This window comes from Pseudomonas sp. ef1 (assembly GCF_007293365.2).
In the GTDB taxonomy this organism is placed as follows: Bacteria; Pseudomonadota; Gammaproteobacteria; order Pseudomonadales; family Pseudomonadaceae; genus Aquipseudomonas; species Aquipseudomonas siliginis.
The window spans coordinates 3,064,551-3,081,177 of record NZ_CM129815.1 but is presented as its reverse complement, the minus strand read 5'-3'; the positions used below and the strand labels follow the sequence as shown (position 1 = coordinate 3,081,177).

The window sequence follows — 16,627 nt, the reverse complement described above, 5'->3', positions numbered from 1 at the left end:
GGCCGGACAAATTAGTCGCCCGGTCGCTAAATTCCCCCGCCAGCCGCTCGTTGCCTGTTCAGGAAAAAAACAACAATCGCGAGGGAATCACCGTGGACCTGCAGAGCATTCTGGGCAAGTTGTTCGCCAACGCCGGCGCGGTCGGCATCGAGGGCGTTTTCCAGTTCATCTTCAGCGCGCAACAGGCGTACTGGTACGACATCAAGACCAGCCAGCGCACGGAAATCGGGCGCCATCCAAGCCCGGACGTGACCATTGAAGTGGCGCAAAAGGAATTTCTCGGGATCATGGCCGGCGTGGTCAACGTCGAGGAACTGTTCGCCAGCGGGCGGCTGAAGATCGGTGGCAACATGGGCCTGGCGACAATGCTGCCGCAGATCATCGACCACGCCCGCCAGGGAGGCGGCACGGTGGAAAAGGTCGACATGAACAAGCGCTACCCGACGCCACCGCGCTTCAGCGAAAAGCTCACTGCCGCGCTGCCTCGGCAGACCAGCGTCGAACGTCGCACACGCGCCGAGTTGAGCCGGCACGAATTCGAAACCCGGTATCTGCCCAACGGCATTCCGTTGGTGATCAGCAATGCCCTGCACGACTGGCCACTGTTCAGCCTGAGCCGCGAGGAGTCGCTGGTGCATTTCGCCGAACTGCAGGGCATCACCCGCCATGGCGATTATGTGAAGAAGACGTTTTCCACCGAGCGTGATTTCCGCTCGACCTCAATGGCCGAGTTCATCGCCTCGCTGGACAGCCCGGCGGTCAAAGGCGCGGACGGCGAGCCACCGGCGTACATGGGCAACAACATCCTGCCCGCGCAATTGTTGCAGCAGATCCAGTACCCGCCCTACTTCGACACGTCGCTGTTCATTCCGCCACGTATCTGGATCGGCCCCAAGGGCACGCTGACGCCGTTGCACCGCGATGACACCGACAACCTCTTCGCCCAGGTTTGGGGGCAGAAGAAATTCACCCTTGCCGCACCACATCATCGCGAAGCGCTGGGCACCTGGTCGACCGCGCCCAAGGGTGGCCTGGATGGCTGCGATTTCAACCCGGACGCGCCGGACTATGAACGCTTCCCGGCAGCGCGGGAGGTGACGTTTTTGCAGGTGACGCTGGAGGCTGGGGATCTGCTGTTCCTGCCCGAGGGCTGGTTCCATCAGGTGGAGTCGGTGTCGACTTCGCTCTCAGTCAACTTCTGGGTCAACTCCGGCCGAGGCTGGTAACCCCATTTCCTGTAGGAGCGTAGGAGCTGACGAGTGCAACGAGGCTGCGATCTTTTGATCTTGATCTTGATCTTGATCTTGATCTTGATCTTCAAAATCCAAAGTCAAAGTCAAAGTCAAAGTCAAAAGATCGCAGCCTCGTTGCACTCGTCAGCTCCTACAACAGGACTGTTATTTCAAGTGACGGAAACTTTGAAACGCTGAAACCAGTACCACCGCCCCCGCCGCTATCGCCAGCCAGAATCCGCTGCGCGCACCAAACGCGTCCACCAGCGCGCCGGAACCGGCGGCGCCGATCGCCACGCCGATGCTCAGTCCGGTCACCAGCCAGGTCAGGCCTTCGGTCAGTTTGGCCGGCGGCACGATGCGTTCGATCAACGCCATCGCCACAATCAACGTCGGCGAAAAGAACAGTCCGGCGATAAATACCGCGATCGACAAGCCGAGGATGTTGCTCGCCAAAAGCAGCGGCAGCGTGGTCACCGCCGTCGCCACGCCGCCGTAGAGAAACAGGCGCGGCAGCGGCAGTTTCGAACGCATCGCACCGAAGGCGATGCCGGCCAGGCATGAGCCGATCGCGTATACCGACAAAACAATACTCGCCGCTGCCGGCTGGCCCTGATGTTGAGCGAAGGCGACGCTGACCACATCGATGACCCCGACGATCACGCCCATCGCCAGCATCAACGCCAGCAGCCATTGCACGTCAGTCGAGCGAATGATCGAGCCCTGATGCTGCGACTCCTGCGCGTGCACCGGTGGTTCGGTGCTGCGCTGGGCGACAAACGCCGTCACGCCGATGGCCAAGGCCAACAGCGCCGCCAAAGGCCCGGCCTCGGGAAACACCGCGACCGACAGGCCCACCGACAGCGGCGGCCCGACAATAAAACACACTTCGTCGAGCACCGACTCCAGCGCGTACGCCGTCTGCAATTGCGGCTGGCCACGGTAGATTTCAGTCCAGCGCGCCCGCACCATCGCCGACATGCTCGGCATGCACCCGGCCAGCGCGGCGAACACGAACAAAGTCCAGTCCGGCGCCTGCAAACGCGTGCACAGCAGCAACATCAATAATCCGCCGCCACCGGTCAGCGCGGCGATCGGCAGCACCCGCCCCTGACCATAACGGTCCACCAACCGCGATACCTGCGGCGCGCAAAACGCCGTGGCCAAGGCAAACGTCGCCGCCACCGCACCGGCCAGCGCATAACCGCCGTTCAACTGCGCGAGCATGGTGATCAGGCCGATGCCGGTCATGGAAATCGGCATGCGCGCCAGCATCCCGGCCAGCACAAACGCACGGGCGCCGGGGGCGGTGAACAATTCGCGGTAGGGATTTGCCATCGATTGCAGCCTCATCAGGGGCGGCCAAGTTGCCATAGCCTTGAATGCCGTGGAAGCGCGCAATTGTTAGCGGTCTGTGAAGGCCCCTTCGCTCGCAGATTCTAAATGCCGTCCCCCGGTGGGAGCGAGCCTGCTCGCGAAGGGGCCGGCGCAATCACCGCATCCAGCAAATGAACTCTCAGCCTCTGCCATCAGTCAGCTACTTAAGTCTCTGGAACCAAGGCGCGAATCGTCATGCAGATTTCCCTCGCTCATCAGGTGGCGCTTGTCACCGGCGCCAGCTCCGGCATCGGCCATGCCGCCGCCAAAGCACTCGCTGCGGCCGGTGCTGCGGTCGTGATCAACTACAACAGCAGCGCTGAACCCGCCGAAGAACTGGCTGCACAAATCAACGCCGAAGGCGGCAAAGCCCTCGCTATCGGCGCCGATGTTTCGAAAGAGGACGAGGTCGAGCGGCTGTTCGCCGAGACCGTCGAAGCCTTCGGCTCGCTGGACATTCTGGTGGCCAACTCCGGTCTGCAAAAAGACGCCGCTGCCGTGGACATGACGCTCGACGACTGGAACACGGTGATCGGCGTCAACCTCACCGGGCAGTTCCTCTGCGCGCGGGCGGCGTTGCGGATTTTTCAGCGTCAGGGCGTGCGCGAGGGCGTGTCGCGCGCGGCGGGCAAGATCATTCACATGAGTTCGGTGCACCAGCGCATTCCATGGGCCGGGCATGTCAATTACGCGGCGTCCAAGGGCGGCGTCGATCAATTGATGCAGAGCCTCGCCCAGGAAGTCAGTCACCAGCGCATCCGTATCAACAGCATCGCCCCCGGTGCGATCAGCACGGCCATCAACACAGAAGCCACTGAAGGCGCGGCCGGCGACAAACTTCTTGAGCTGATTCCCTATGGACGCATTGGCGATGTCGAGGATGTTGCCAACGCAGTGGTTTTCCTCGCTTGCGACCTGTCCGACTACATCGTCGGCACCACCCTGTTCATCGATGGCGGGATGAGCCTCTATCCGGAGTTTCGCGGCAATGGCTGAGCCTGAAATGGAACAACAAAGTCCCATCGGTGCCCACGGCATCATCGGCGACATGCGCAGCGCCGCACTGGTCAATGACAAGGGCAGCGTGGATTTTTTCTGCTGGCCGGAGTTCGACAGCCAGACGATCTTCTGCTCGCTGCTCGACACCCCGCAAGCAGGGATTTTCCAGCTCGCGCCAGACTTGCCGGATGCGCGCCGGGAACAGATTTATCTGCCCGACACCAATGTCTTGCAGACCCGTTGGCTGAGCGAACACGCAGTGGTGGAAATCACCGATCTGTTGCCCATCGGGGACGATGTCGACGCCCTGCCGCTGCTGATGCGCCGGGTGCGCGTGGTCAGCGGCTCGGCGACGTTCAATCTGCGTTGCGCGGTGCGCCACGACTATGGTCGCGCCGACACCCGGGCAGAGATGGACGCAAAGGACGTGACGTTCCACGCCGCTGGCCAGCCGTCGATACGCCTGGCTTCAGATCAAGCACTGCAAATCGATGCGCAAGCGGCCGTCGCGCAGTTCACCCTCAAGCACAATGAAACCGCCGCGTTCATGCTCGGCGGCAGCGACGATCCGCGTTTTGCCGAAGGCGCCGGCGAGTTGTGCATGGAGCGCACCCTCAAATACTGGCGCGGCTGGATCGGCCAATCCAACTATCGCGGGCGCTGGCGGGAAATCGTCAATCGCTCCGCCCTCGCCCTGAAACTGCTGACCTCGCGTCGCCACGGTGCGATTCTCGCCGCCGCCACCTTCGGCCTGCCGGAAACTCCCGGCGGCGAGCGCAATTGGGATTACCGCTACACGTGGATCCGAGATGCCTCGTTCACCGTTTACGCGTTCATGCGCCTGGGCTTTGTCGATGAAGCCAACCACTACATGCAATGGCTGCGCGGACGGGTCAGCGATTGCTGTGGCAAACCGATGAAACTCAACATCCTCTATGCCATCGATGGCCAGCAGGAATTGCCGGAAACCGAGCTGACGCATCTGGCCGGCCACGGCGGCGCGCAACCGGTGCGCATCGGCAATGGTGCCTACGATCAGGTCCAACTGGACATCTTCGGCGAGCTGATGGACGCGGTGTATCTGGTCAACAAGTACGGTGATGCGATCTCCCACGAAGGCTGGCGGCATGTCGGCGAAGTGGTCGATCAGGTCTGCGAAAACTGGCAGAGCGAAGATGTCGGCATCTGGGAGATGCGCGGCGAGACTCATCATTTCCTGCACTCGCGGCTGATGTGCTGGGTGGCGCTGGACCGGGCGATCCGTCTGGCTTCCAAACGTTCGCTGCCGGCGCCGTTCGCCCGTTGGGATGACACCCGGCAAGCGATCTACACCGACATCTGGGAAAACTTCTGGGACGAAGAACGCGGGCATTTCGTTCAGTACAAGGGCGGTACCGCACTGGATGGCTCGATGCTGCTGATGCCGCTGGTGCGCTTCGTCAGCGCCAAGGATCCGCGCTGGCTGTCGACTCTGGAAGCAATCGAAAAAACCCTGGTGCGTGACGGCATGGTCTATCGCTATCGCAACGAGGACGCCAACATCGATGGCCTCAGTGGCACTGAAGGCGCGTTCGCCGCGTGTTCGTTCTGGTACGTCGAATGCCTGGCCCGCGCCGGCCAGGTGGAAAAAGCCCACCTGGAGTTCGAGCAATTGTTGCGATATGCCAATCCGCTTGGGCTGTACGCCGAAGAGTTCGACAGCCATGGCCGGCATCTGGGCAACACGCCGCAAGCGCTGACGCATCTGGCGCTGATCAGTGCGGCGAGTTTTCTTGATCGCAAGTTGAGTGGCGAGAAGAGTTCCTGGCAGCCGTAGGGCTGTTTTTTCGTCAGCGCATGTCAGACCGATCCCTGACTGGACGGGATTTTTCCACAACGGGCCTGCCCGCCAGCCAACGGCAACAGGCCCATACCCAACGTGAAACCTGCACGGCGGTTATGTCTGGCGACAGTCTGTGTAAAAACTGCGCCTACAAAAGCCACACACGTTACGTTGAAACGCTTCCCGCTACGTACACTTACACGCCGAAATACCTTGTTGCCAGCCGTTACATCCACACCTACCATCCAACGCAATGGTCGAGATAAACAGCCAATACCTCAGTCAGTTCCCTCTCCCTCTGGGAGAGGGCTAGGGTGAGGGGCTTTTGATCTTTTACGGGCACAGCGGAGCTGTCCAACCACACCCGAATTCAAGGAAGCGGAATGCCTCATCACGTCCAGCGCACCATCGACTCACCTCTTCGCACCGGGCTGAGCCGCACCCAGCTCTGGGAAGCCGCCGACAAGGGCTTGATCAAATGCTGGGAAATCGGCCGCCAGCGCGCCGAACGCTTTCCCGAACTGGCCCAGCGCTGCTTGGCCGATGAACTGCCGGTGCTTGGCTGGAAGGGTGGCGTCAGTCGCAGCCTGAAAAAAAACGAGAAGTACGGCTCACTGAAATATCTGGCGCAGTGGCAGGGTCTGCGCGGTGAGGATCTGGATATTGATCTTGCGCAGGAACGTTCGCTGATGTGTTCGCGGACGAAGATGAAGGTGACGTTTACGCCGGATCGGACGAAGTATTTCAATCAGGTGGCGGAAGTTGAGGCTTAAGGAGAAGCAGAGATGGTCGATTTGCATCAGGAGTTTCAAAGCAGCGGTTTCTTTCACGAAGCGCGTATTGATCGTCGCTCTGCGGATGCCTTGGTTGGTGTCGCAGCGGGACTTGCCGCCGACGGCAAGATCAACCAGCAAGAAGCAGAGTTTCTCAAGACATGGATTGAAACTCATCTGGTTCATCTAAGCGATCCGGTGGTTAACATCCTTTACAAGCGCCTTGCCGAGATGCTCAGCGATGGCGTGCTGGATTCGGATGAATCAGTGGAGCTTTTGGGAATGCTTCATCAGTTTGCCGGGCTGCCCGTAGGGTCAATCCAAACCTTTACAGCGCCAAATGCCCTACCCTTCGATAATCCTTTCCCAACCTTGAGCTGGATGGATCGCGTCTTTCTTTTTACCGGCGTCATGGCTTACGGGCCGCGCAAGGAATGCGAATTGCGCGTGACTGAGCGAGGAGGACTGATCGGTGGCGCCGTCAGCAAAAAAATTCATTATCTGGTGGTAGGCAGCATCGGTAATGAGCAATGGCTTCACAGTACCTACGGCACCAAGATCAAAAAAGCCGTCGAACTTCGGAACAGCGGCGTACCGATAGCAATCATCAGTGAAGACCATTGGCAAAAAGTGTTGTTTGGCTAGCCTTAGGTCATTGGTCGATCTTCATCAATAGGACCCAAAACGCCTGAAGGCATTGGATCTGCTGCAACGCTGACCGAAAACCGCTCCCGATAAGCCTGCGGCGTCACGCCAATCGCTCGCAGAAAACTGCGCCGCAGCGTCTCTTCACTGCCAAAGCCGCAATTGGCGGCGATGCGTTTCACCGGCAAACCGGTATCGCTGAGCAGTCGGCGGGCGGTTTCGACGCGGATCAATTCGATCGCCCGCGCCGGGGTCTGGCCGGTGTCGGCGCGGTAGTGGCGGATAAAGCTGCGTTCGCTCATGCCGGCCTGTTCGGCGAGGGTCGGGATGCCGAGGTCGCAGGTCAGGTTTTCGGCGATCCAGGCGTGCAGTTCATCGAAGCGGTTGCCCTGTTGTTGCAGCGAGAGCGTCACGCTGAATTGCGACTGCCCGCCCGGGCGTTTCAGGAAGACGACCAAGTGCCGGGCGACGTCGAGGGCGATATCGCGGCCGAGGTCTTCTTCGACCATGGCCAACGCCAGATCGATACCGGCCGTGACCCCGGCGGAAGTCCATACCGGGCCGTCGTTGATGAAAATCGGATTGGCTTCCACGTGCAGATTGGGATGTTGCGCGGCCAGTTGCTCGCAGCGCGTCCAGTGGGTGACCACGCGGCGGCCATCGAGCCAACCGCTGGCGGCGAGCAGAAAGGCCCCGGTGCATACCGAAGCCACACGCCGGCAATGAGTGCCGTGCTCTCGCACCCAATCAACCAGTTGCGAGTCTTCGGCGGCGGGATAAATGCCCCAGCCACCGGCAATGATCAAGGTATCGCTGGGCGTCTGCGGCAACGGTTCGGCCAGCACCGCCAACCCCGCCGATGACATCACCGCCCCACCGCCGCTGGCGATCACGCTCGGCGCATAGGGTGTGGGCAAACCGCGCTGGCGGGCGAGATCGTTGGCCGAGGCGAACACCTGCAGCGGCCCGGTGACATCGAGAATCTGCATGTTGGCAAACGCGAGGACGTGAATGGCTTTGGGCATTTGGCGTAATTCGTGGGGTGATTGGCGTATGCGCCAGAACCTACCCGCCTACAGTGAAGTCGTCCACTTCTTTCAACGGAGCAAGAACGATGACGCTGCAGATCGGTTTTCTGTTATTCCCGCAGGTCCAGCAACTCGACCTCACCGGCCCCTACGACGTCCTCGCCTCGTTGCCCGGCGTGCAGGTCCACCTGATCTGGAAGGATCTGATGCCAGTGACATCCAGCACCGGGCTGCTGCTGAAACCGACTACAACTTTCGAGGATTGCCCGGATCTGGACGTTATCTGCGTGCCCGGCGGTGGCGGCGTCGGGCCGTTGATGGAAGATCAGCAGACGCTGGACTTCATCAAACGCCAGGCCGCCCAGGCACGTTACGTAACCTCGGTGTGCACCGGCTCGCTGGTGCTTGGCGCGGCTGGCCTGCTGCAGGGCAAGCGCGCGACTACGCACTGGGCCTATCACGAGTTGCTGCCGACGCTGGGCGCGATTGCGGTGAAAGATCGGGTGGTACGCGACGGCAATCTGTTCACCGGTGGCGGAATCACTGCCGGGATCGATTTTGCCTTGGTGCTGGCGGCGGAACTGGTCGATGCCGACACGGCGCAACTGGTGCAGTTGCAACTGGAATATGCCCCGGCACCGCCGTTCAACGCCGGCAGCCCGGACGTGGCGCCGAGTGCAGTTGTCAATGAAGCGCGGTTGCGCGCGGCGCCTTCGTTGAAGCTGCGCACCGAGATTACCGAACGCGCAGCGGCCAAACTGGGCCTGCGCTGATATCCAGCCGAATGCAAAACCTGTGGGAGCGAGCCTGCTCGCGAAAGCGGAGTGTCAGTCGCCAGTGACGTCATCTGGAAGACCGCTTTCGCGAGCAGGCTCGCTCCCACATTTGATTTGTGTCTGGCATGACTGCCACACCTTCACTTGTCCCACCTCCCTCGCCCGTGTAGAAAGCCCCTTCCAGAAATCTCGCACAAGGACTTTCGATGAAGGCGCTGCCCTGGCTCTATCTCGCGCTGCTCGGCCTCGGTTACGGACTGGCCCTGAGCTACGGCCAGCTCGGTTGGCTGGCATTGATCTCCGTGGGGCTTTTGCTGTTCGCCGCGTTCGCCGTGCGCCAGCAACAAGTGCCAGTCGCGCGTTGGCTCGGCCATGGCCTGTTCATCGTTTTGGCCGTGGCACTGGCGCTGCACTGGCTGCCGGGCTTCGCCAACGCCCGGGTGATCAATCCGCAACGTTTCACTGACAACGCCGTGCCGTTCGCGATGTACCTCAATCTCGACAAACCGCTGGTGGGCTTCTGGTTGCTGCTGGTTTGTCCGTGGATCGTCGCGCGGCGATCGTTGCGCCTGACGGTCTATGCCACCGCCCTCGCCCTGACGCTGTGCGCGTTTCTCGCCCTCGGCGGCGCGCTTTTACTCGGCGTGATCGCCTGGGCACCGAAATGGCCGGATCAGGCCTGGCTGTGGGTGCTGAACAATCTGCTGCTGGTGACGCTGGTCGAGGAAGCCCTGTTTCGCGGCTATATACAGGGCGGGCTGAGCCGTCGCCTCAAGCACCTGCCCTACGGCGACAACCTCGCGCTGCTGTTGGCCTCGTTGTTGTTTGGTCTGGTGCATGCCGGCGCTGGCTGGACCTGGGTGTTGCTGGCGGGACTGGCCGGGGTCGGCTATGGTCTGGCCTACCGTTTCGGCGGACTGGGCGCGGCGATCGCCACCCATTTCGGCCTGAACCTGCTGCACTTCGGCCTGTTCACCTATCCGATGCTGGCCAGTTGATGCAAGCGCGGTTCTGCGACGGCGTACTTAAATCTGAAAAAAAACTTCAATAAAAACCTGTCGGCGCCGACAACCATTCAAAGCCTTGCGGATTGAAAAACCATGCGTAACAACCAGCCCATTACACAACGCGAGCGGACCTTTCCAGCTCAGCAACGGTTGATTTCCACCACCGATGCCAAGGGCATGATCACCTACTGTAACGACGATTTTGTCGAGATCAGCGGGTTTTCGCGGGAGGAACTGATCCGTGCGCCGCACAATCTGGTCCGCCACCCTGACGTGCCATCGGCGGTGTTCTCGCACATGTGGGGCACACTGAAACAAGGCTTGCCATGGATGGGCATCGTCAAGAATCGCTGCAAATCCGGTGACCACTATTGGGTTAACGCCTATGTCACACCGGTGTTCGATGGCAGCCAGGTGATCGGTTACGAGTCCGTGCGCGTCAAGCCCACCGCCGAACAGATCCGCCGCGCCGAAGCGCTCTACCAACGCATCAACCAGGGCAAGTCGGCGATTCCATCGACGGACAAATGGCTGCCGCTCCTGCAGGACTGGCTGCCGTTCATTCTGGTCAGCCAGCTGAGCTTCATGATCGGCGCGACGCTGAACTCGCAGTGGGGCTTCGCCCTCGCCGCCGGTTTGTCGGTGCCGCTGGGCCTGATGGGCCTGCAATGGCAGCAACGCGGGCTCAAGCGCCTGCTGCGCCTGGCCGAACAGACCACCTCCGACCCGCTGATCGCGCAGATGTACACCGACAGCCGTGGCGCCCAGGCGCGTCTGGAAATGTCGATCCTCAGCCAGGAAGCGCGCCTGAAAACCTGCCTGACCCGCCTGCAGGACACGGCCGAGCACTTGACCGAACAGGCCAAGCAGTCCGACGCCCTGGCACACAACAGCTCAACCGGCCTGGAACGCCAGCGCGTGGAAACCGAACAGGTCGCCACCGCCGTCAACCAGATGGCCGCCACCACCCAGGAAGTCGCCAGCCACGTACAGCGCACCGCTGACGCCACCCAGGAAGCCAACCGCCTGACCGGGCGTGGCCGCGACATTGCCGGGGAAACCCGCGAAGCGATTCAGCGCCTGTCGGTAGTCGTCGGCGAAACCGGCCTGACCGTGACGCAACTGGCCAAGGACAGCGACGAAATCGGCGGCGTGGTCGACGTGATCAAAGGCATCGCCGACCAGACCAACCTGCTCGCCCTCAACGCTGCGATTGAAGCAGCGCGTGCCGGTGAAATGGGCCGTGGTTTTGCGGTAGTGGCTGACGAAGTCCGCCAACTGGCGCAACGCACCAGCGAATCCACCGGGCAGATTCACGCCCTGATCGCCAAGTTGCAGCAGACTGCCTCCAGCGCCGTGCAAACCATGGAAGCCGGGCATCGCCAGGCTGAAGAAGGCGTGGCGCGGGTCCTGGAAGCGGATCAGGCACTGGTCGGCATCAGCGAAGCGGTGGCCAACATCACCGACATGACCACCCAGATCGCCGCCGCGACCGAAGAGCAAAGTGCCGTGGCTGAAGAGATCAGCCGCAACATCAGCAATATCTCGGAACTGGCCGATCAGACCTCGGAACAAGCGCACAACTCGGCGTTGCTCAGTGAAGAACTGACGAAGACGGCCAACACGCAGTATTCGTTGGTGGCGCGGTTTAACCGCTGATTGGAAGGCTGGAATGAAAAAACCCGGATGGCGTGAGCCTTCCGGGTTTTTTGTTGTGTCAATGAACTACTCAATAGGATTTGAGTAGGTTGAGACTGTGCTTGAGTAGTTCAGTCATGCATTGCGCCGCCTGCCAAACCGAGACATCTAATATTGAACTTCATCAGAAGTTTTGCGCTGCACATTCGGAAATCCTGGCGAAAATCCACAGAATACAGCGTATGTCTACTGTCAGGTCTTACAGTAGACATTCAAGTTTCAGGGGCATATCTATAAATTGTTGAACAGATGGTTTTCATTGTTATCACGATATGACCAAGGAGCTAAAAAATGAGCAAACATAGCATCCTCATCCCAAAACCAGGTGCCATTGCAAAACAGTCTAATGTTTTCACTTGGCAATTCGGCACCAACCCTGAAACAACGGCCACTATAATTTCTTTTGAGCTACGTCATTTTATTCCGACGGGCGAAAAGAGCTGGTCAATCTCAGGATCTACAGGAACGCTGGAGGAGAAGAACATCTTTCTCTACTCTTTCTCGATCCCCTATACCAGTGACGCCCCGTTCCATAAAACTTATACGTTAGAAGACGGGCTGACATTCCAGCACGGCCACTCGTCACCTGGACCCTCTGGGTTTTATGGATTTACTTATGTTGATGCTGATGAAGCCACGGTCACTATCGACATCCATCCCACCAAGGGGATTGCTAAAGGTACATTTGAAGCAAAGTTCAAAAGCCATGGATACCGAACGCAGCCTATAGGTACTTTCAACTTGCTTAGGGATGATTTGTGATTTTTCGCGACAACGTTTCGATCAGATTGCATCCCCGCCCTTTCAGCCGTATGGCGCTTCGCGAGCAGGCTCACTCCCACACTGGATCTGCGCTGATCACAGATTAGGTGCCAGACACCAATCCCCTGTGGGAGCGAGCCTGCTCGCGAAGAGGCCATAACAGCCAGCGAAATTATTGAGGCAACTTCAGCTTATCCAGCAGTCGATTGACCAACAGTTCGTTGAGCATGATCACCTGTTGCAGCGCCAGCAGTGGTTTGCGTTCCGGGCCGCCTATCGAGTTGGCGATGTTACCGGCCATGGCATGCGCGTATGAAAGCGACTCGCAGGCCTCGACCAACAGGGTTTCGTCATCCAGCGTGGGGTCCACGACATAGATCGGGCGATATTTTGGAGAGCTTGGTGGAGCGGCCAGATCTTCGGGTTTGAGGTAGTAATCGAGGGCGCGGTCGGTGGCTTCCTGGATTTTTTGCGGATCGAGGGCGCGGTCGTGGGGGGGTGGCGGGTTTGGGGTGACTTTGAACATGGGCGTACTCCGGTTTCGAATATTGGGAGCCAACACCCTCGCTACCAAACGAAAGGTGGTGGTCATACGCAGGTTGGTAGACCGGTCGAAACAGGAAACCCGGCGCTCACAAAGGAGCCCCACGCATGCCCACCATAAAAGTCGAGCCCCGAAACGGGACTGCATACGGTGACGCTATACAACGGTTCCGACGCGGGCTACCAAACCCCATCACTGTTTTTCAGTGACAGACAAACGATATAGCCCGCCGCCTAGACTCGTAAGCCGGCGGATTCTGGCGTAGGCGTAGGCAATGGCGCAAGAAGTTGTAGCCGGGATGGCGTAACGGGTCGTGTAGTTTAAACGCGGCTATTTGGTGATGTTTAAGTGCAGGGATTGCCTCTGACAGGCAGGTGGTTTGATGTCTTCTGGAAGCGAGCTTTCGCGAGCAGGCTCGCTCCCACATTTGGATCGGGTACATCAGTGGGGGATTGGTCGGCTTGGAGGCTGCCATCGCTGGCAAGCCAGCTCCCACAGGGATTTGGTCCAAACGGTAGAGATTGGTCGACTGGGAGACCGCCATCGCGAGCTGGCTCACTCCTACAGTTGGACTGGGTACAACCGCAAGAATCAGGTCGGCTGTCAGGCCGCCTTCGCGAGCAGGCTCACTCCTACAGTTGGACTGGGTACAACCGCAAGAATCAGGTCGGCTTTAAGGCCGCCTTCGCGAGCAGGCTCGCTCCCACAGAAAAGCAAGGCAGCGCAGCTGCCCGCGGCGAAGCCGCACCACTCAACAATGAGCGTTAGCTCGAGTGCTTTTGATCTTGATCCACCGGCGACGTCGGAAGGCTGAGTGGAGGGATTGATCCGGGCGTGGGAGCGCAGCGACCGTCTGGCGCAGCCAGACACAGCGGAAGGAGGTGCAGCGAAGCAAACCGTAGCCGCTGCGCCCGGATCAGTCCCGGAGCGAAGGGACCCGAGCCTGCGAGGGCCGAACGCAGGAGCTAGCGTTTTTTGCTTACTTTTTTTGGCGCTTGTAAAAAGTAAGTCGCCGTCAGGCGAAACCGCCAGCCGCAGCTCCCGAAGCAACGGATATGCCCCCAAAAGCAAGATCAACAGCTACCCCCTCACCCCAAGGGGGCGAGGGGGAAAGGGAGCCGATCTCCATGGAAAACAGAATCTCGGTTAACCCTTGAGAAACTCGGATACTTTCTGCGCGGCGCTGGCCAAATGCTGTTCATGCGTAAACCCAGAAACCTTCAACGGCTTCAAATCATGATCCCCCGCCACCAACCAAAACACCTCAATCCCCGGCGCTAACGAATACCCCTCAACCGCCTCGCGATTCCCCAGAGCGTCCCGCTCCCCCTGCACAATCAACGCCCGCGTGCGCAACGAAGCCAAATGCTCAACCCGCGGTTTCTCCGGTTTCCCAGCCGCATAAAACGGATACCCCAGACATACCAACGCATCCACCCCCAACTCATCCGCCACCAGACTCGCCATCCGCCCACCCATGGACTTGCCGCCAATCGCCAACGGCCCAGCGACATGACGCCGCACAAGCGCAAACACCTCCCGCCAGCAATCCAACAGTTTCGGCGCAGGATTCGGCGGCCGCTTAACCCCATCCACCCGCCGCTGCGCCATATAGGGAAACTCAAAGCGCAACACGTTGACCCCAAGCCCGGCAAGGCGCCCAGCCATGTCGATCATCCACTCGCTATCCATCGGCGCCCCCGACCCGTGCGCCAGAATCAGCGTTGCCGAAGCCTCACCAACAGCGGCATCCCACAACCATCCATGATCGAGCACACACTGCGCCCATTGATCCCCGTCAATACTGGCCTTGTGCTGTTTGTCCATGCTTGCCTCGCTTTTAGTCTGCCTATAACTCCAGGCGAAGGATTCGCGCCGTTTGCGCGCTCACTTCGGCTGAACCGTGGATGGGGAACCATGAACACTTCTATCAGTACCGCCTACAACTACAAGGTGGTCCGCCAATTCGCCATTATGACGGTGGTGTGGGGCATCGTCGGCATGGGCCTCGGGGTTTTTCTCGCGGCGCAATTGGTCTGGCCGGAACTCAACTTCAATTTGCCCTGGACCAGTTTCGGCCGTCTGCGCCCGCTGCACACCAACGCGGTGATCTTCGCCTTCGGTGGCTGCGCGCTGTTCGCCAGCTCTTTCTATTCGGTGCAACGCACCTGCCAGACGCAATTGTTCGCGCCGCAAATCGCCGCGTTCTGCTTCTGGGGCTGGCAACTGGTGATCCTGCTGGCGGCGATCAGCCTGCCGCTGGGTTACACCAGCTCCAAGGAATACGCCGAGCTGGAATGGCCGATCGACATCCTGATCACCATCGTCTGGGTCGCCTACGCGATCGTGTTCTTCGGCACGATCATGCAGCGCAAAACCAAACACATCTATGTGGGCAACTGGTTCTTCGGCGCGTTCATCATCACCGTGGCGATCCTCCACATCGTCAACAACCTTGAGTTGCCGGTGAGTTTCACCAAGTCCTACTCGGTGTACGCCGGTGCAACCGACGCGATGGTGCAGTGGTGGTACGGCCACAACGCTGTGGGCTTTTTCCTCACCGCCGGTTTCCTCGGGATGATGTATTACTTCGTGCCGAAACAGGCCGAGCGTCCGGTGTACTCGTATCGCCTGTCGATCGTGCACTTCTGGGCCTTGATCACCCTGTACATCTGGGCCGGCCCGCACCACTTGCACTACACCGCGCTGCCGGACTGGGCACAGTCACTGGGCATGGTGATGTCGCTGATCCTGCTGGCACCGAGCTGGGGCGGCATGATCAACGGCATGATGACCCTCTCGGGCGCCTGGCATAAGTTGCGCAGCGACCCGATTCTGCGTTTCCTCGTGGTCTCGCTGGCGTTCTACGGCATGTCGACCTTCGAAGGTCCGATGATGGCCATCAAGACTGTCAACGCCCTCTCCCACTACACCGACTGGACCATCGGCCACGTTCACGCCGGCGCACTCGGCTGGGTGGCGATGATCTCGATCGGCGCGCTGTACCACATGATCCCGAAAATCTTCGGCAAAGCGCAGATGCACAGCGTCGGTTTGATCAACGCGCACTTCTGGCTCGCGACCATCGGCACCGTGCTCTACATCGCCTCGATGTGGGTCAACGGCATCGCCCAGGGCCTGATGTGGCGCGCAGTCAACGAGGACGGCACGCTGACGTATTCCTTCGTCGAAACCCTGGTGGCCAGCCATCCGGGCTTTGTCGTGCGACTGATCGGCGGGGCGATTTTCTTAAGCGGCATGTTGCTGATGGCTTACAACACCTGGCGCACCGTGCGGGCCTCGCAGCCTGCCGACGTCGTCGCTGCCGCGCAGATGGCCTGAGGAGTCCGCCATGAAACACGAAACGATTGAAAAGAACGTCGGCCTGCTGATGCTGCTGATGGTGTTCGCCGTGAGCATCGGCGGCCTGACCCAGATCGTCCCACTGTTCTTCCAGGACGTCACCAACAAACCGGTGGAAGGCATGAAGCCCTATACCGCGCTGCAACTGGAAGGTCGCGATATCTACATCCGCGAAGGCTGCGTCGGTTGCCACTCGCAGATGATCCGTCCGTTCCGCGCCGAAACCGAACGCTACGGGCACTACTCGGTTGCGGGCGAAAGCGTTTGGGATCACCCGTTCCTGTGGGGTTCGAAACGTACCGGTCCGGACCTCGCCCGCGTTGGCGCGCGTTACTCGGATGACTGGCACCGCGCGCACTTGTACAACCCCCGCAACGTCGTGCCGGAGTCGAAGATGCCGGCCTACCCGTGGCTGGTCACGCAAGCGGTCGACAGCAGCCACACCGAAACCAAGCTCAAGACCATGCGCACCCTCGGCGTGCCTTACACCGACGACGACATCAGCGGCGCAGTCGCCAGCCTCAAGGGCAAGACCGAAATGGACGCCCTCGTTTCCTACCTGCAAGTGCTCGGCACTGCAATCAAGAGCAAGAGGTGAGCC

15 protein-coding genes are annotated in these 16,627 nt (G+C 60.0%); 11 read left to right on the top strand and 4 right to left on the bottom strand.

What is annotated here, in order from left to right; all coding sequences use genetic code 11:
- Positions 1-92: 92 nt before the first annotated feature.
- Positions 93-1,226, top strand: a complete 1,134-nt coding sequence (locus tag FEE99_RS14050) for a cupin-like domain-containing protein (protein ID WP_041479067.1) — start codon at positions 93-95, stop codon at positions 1,224-1,226.
- Positions 1,227-1,397: 171 nt separating this feature from the next.
- Here the strand turns inward: FEE99_RS14050 and FEE99_RS14045 are convergent, their stop codons facing one another.
- Positions 1,398-2,570 carry an MFS transporter gene (locus FEE99_RS14045; RefSeq protein WP_039763051.1) on the bottom strand — a complete coding sequence of 391 codons (1,173 nt, stop codon included), beginning with the start codon at positions 2,568-2,570 and terminating at the stop codon, positions 1,398-1,400.
- Positions 2,571-2,804: 234 nt separating this feature from the next.
- Between FEE99_RS14045 and FEE99_RS14040 the strand changes: the two genes are divergently transcribed.
- From FEE99_RS14040 to FEE99_RS14025, 4 genes are all read left to right on the top strand, one after another.
- Positions 2,805-3,605 (top strand): glucose 1-dehydrogenase, encoded by an 801-nt coding sequence (locus FEE99_RS14040; protein ID WP_041479069.1) that lies wholly within the window; start codon positions 2,805-2,807, stop codon positions 3,603-3,605.
- On the top strand, positions 3,598-5,424 hold the full coding sequence (locus FEE99_RS14035) for a glycoside hydrolase family 15 protein (RefSeq protein WP_041479071.1): 1,827 nt from the start codon (positions 3,598-3,600) through the stop codon (positions 5,422-5,424). The genes FEE99_RS14040 and FEE99_RS14035 overlap by 8 nt, the downstream gene beginning before the upstream one ends.
- Positions 5,425-5,813: 389 nt before the next feature.
- Positions 5,814-6,203 (top strand): hypothetical protein, encoded by a 390-nt coding sequence (locus FEE99_RS14030; RefSeq protein WP_041479072.1) that lies wholly within the window; start codon positions 5,814-5,816, stop codon positions 6,201-6,203.
- Between the two features lie 12 nt (positions 6,204-6,215).
- Positions 6,216-6,848, top strand: a complete 633-nt coding sequence (locus tag FEE99_RS14025; RefSeq protein ID WP_041479073.1) for a BRCT domain-containing protein — start codon at positions 6,216-6,218, stop codon at positions 6,846-6,848.
- A gap of 2 nt (positions 6,849-6,850) precedes the next feature.
- On the opposite strand, the gene FEE99_RS14020 is transcribed toward FEE99_RS14025, so the two are convergent.
- Positions 6,851-7,873, bottom strand: coding sequence for a GlxA family transcriptional regulator (locus tag FEE99_RS14020; protein WP_052392184.1), 1,023 nt, complete (start codon positions 7,871-7,873; stop codon positions 6,851-6,853).
- 89 nt (positions 7,874-7,962) lie between these two features.
- Between FEE99_RS14020 and inhA the strand changes: the two genes are divergently transcribed.
- The 4 genes from inhA to FEE99_RS14000 all read left to right on the top strand — a co-directional run bounded on the left by inhA (position 7,963) and on the right by FEE99_RS14000 (position 12,119).
- Positions 7,963-8,649, top strand: a complete 687-nt coding sequence (gene inhA, locus FEE99_RS14015; RefSeq protein ID WP_041479074.1) for an isonitrile hydratase — start codon at positions 7,963-7,965, stop codon at positions 8,647-8,649.
- A 209-nt stretch (positions 8,650-8,858) separates the two neighbouring features.
- Complete coding sequence (locus FEE99_RS14010) at positions 8,859-9,650, top strand: CPBP family intramembrane glutamic endopeptidase (protein ID WP_041479076.1); 792 nt, start codon at positions 8,859-8,861, stop codon at positions 9,648-9,650.
- A gap of 102 nt (positions 9,651-9,752) precedes the next feature.
- Positions 9,753-11,318, top strand: coding sequence for a methyl-accepting chemotaxis protein (locus FEE99_RS14005; protein WP_041479077.1), 1,566 nt, complete (start codon positions 9,753-9,755; stop codon positions 11,316-11,318).
- A 330-nt stretch (positions 11,319-11,648) separates the two neighbouring features.
- On the top strand, positions 11,649-12,119 hold the full coding sequence (locus FEE99_RS14000) for a hypothetical protein (protein ID WP_052392185.1): 471 nt from the start codon (positions 11,649-11,651) through the stop codon (positions 12,117-12,119).
- Between the two features lie 172 nt (positions 12,120-12,291).
- Here FEE99_RS14000 and FEE99_RS13995 read toward each other — a convergent pair whose 3' ends face one another.
- Together FEE99_RS13995 and FEE99_RS13990 are read right to left on the bottom strand one after the other, a co-directional pair.
- The gene (locus FEE99_RS13995; RefSeq protein WP_041479078.1) at positions 12,292-12,645 is read right to left on the bottom strand and encodes a DUF6124 family protein; all 354 of its coding nucleotides are present in this window, start codon (positions 12,643-12,645) and stop codon (positions 12,292-12,294) included.
- Positions 12,646-13,809: 1,164 nt separating this feature from the next.
- Positions 13,810-14,490: an alpha/beta family hydrolase gene (locus FEE99_RS13990; protein WP_041479079.1), complete on the bottom strand. Its 681-nt coding sequence runs from the start codon at positions 14,488-14,490 to the stop codon at positions 13,810-13,812.
- Between the two features lie 90 nt (positions 14,491-14,580).
- On the opposite strand from FEE99_RS13990, the gene ccoN reads away from it, so the two are divergent.
- Both ccoN and ccoO read left to right on the top strand, forming a co-directional pair.
- Positions 14,581-16,005 carry a cytochrome-c oxidase, cbb3-type subunit I gene (gene ccoN, locus FEE99_RS13985; RefSeq protein ID WP_024012337.1) on the top strand — a complete coding sequence of 475 codons (1,425 nt, stop codon included), beginning with the start codon at positions 14,581-14,583 and terminating at the stop codon, positions 16,003-16,005.
- A 10-nt stretch (positions 16,006-16,015) separates the two neighbouring features.
- Positions 16,016-16,624 carry a cytochrome-c oxidase, cbb3-type subunit II gene (gene ccoO, locus FEE99_RS13980; protein WP_003223389.1) on the top strand — a complete coding sequence of 203 codons (609 nt, stop codon included), beginning with the start codon at positions 16,016-16,018 and terminating at the stop codon, positions 16,622-16,624.
- Positions 16,625-16,627: the final 3 nt, after the last annotated feature.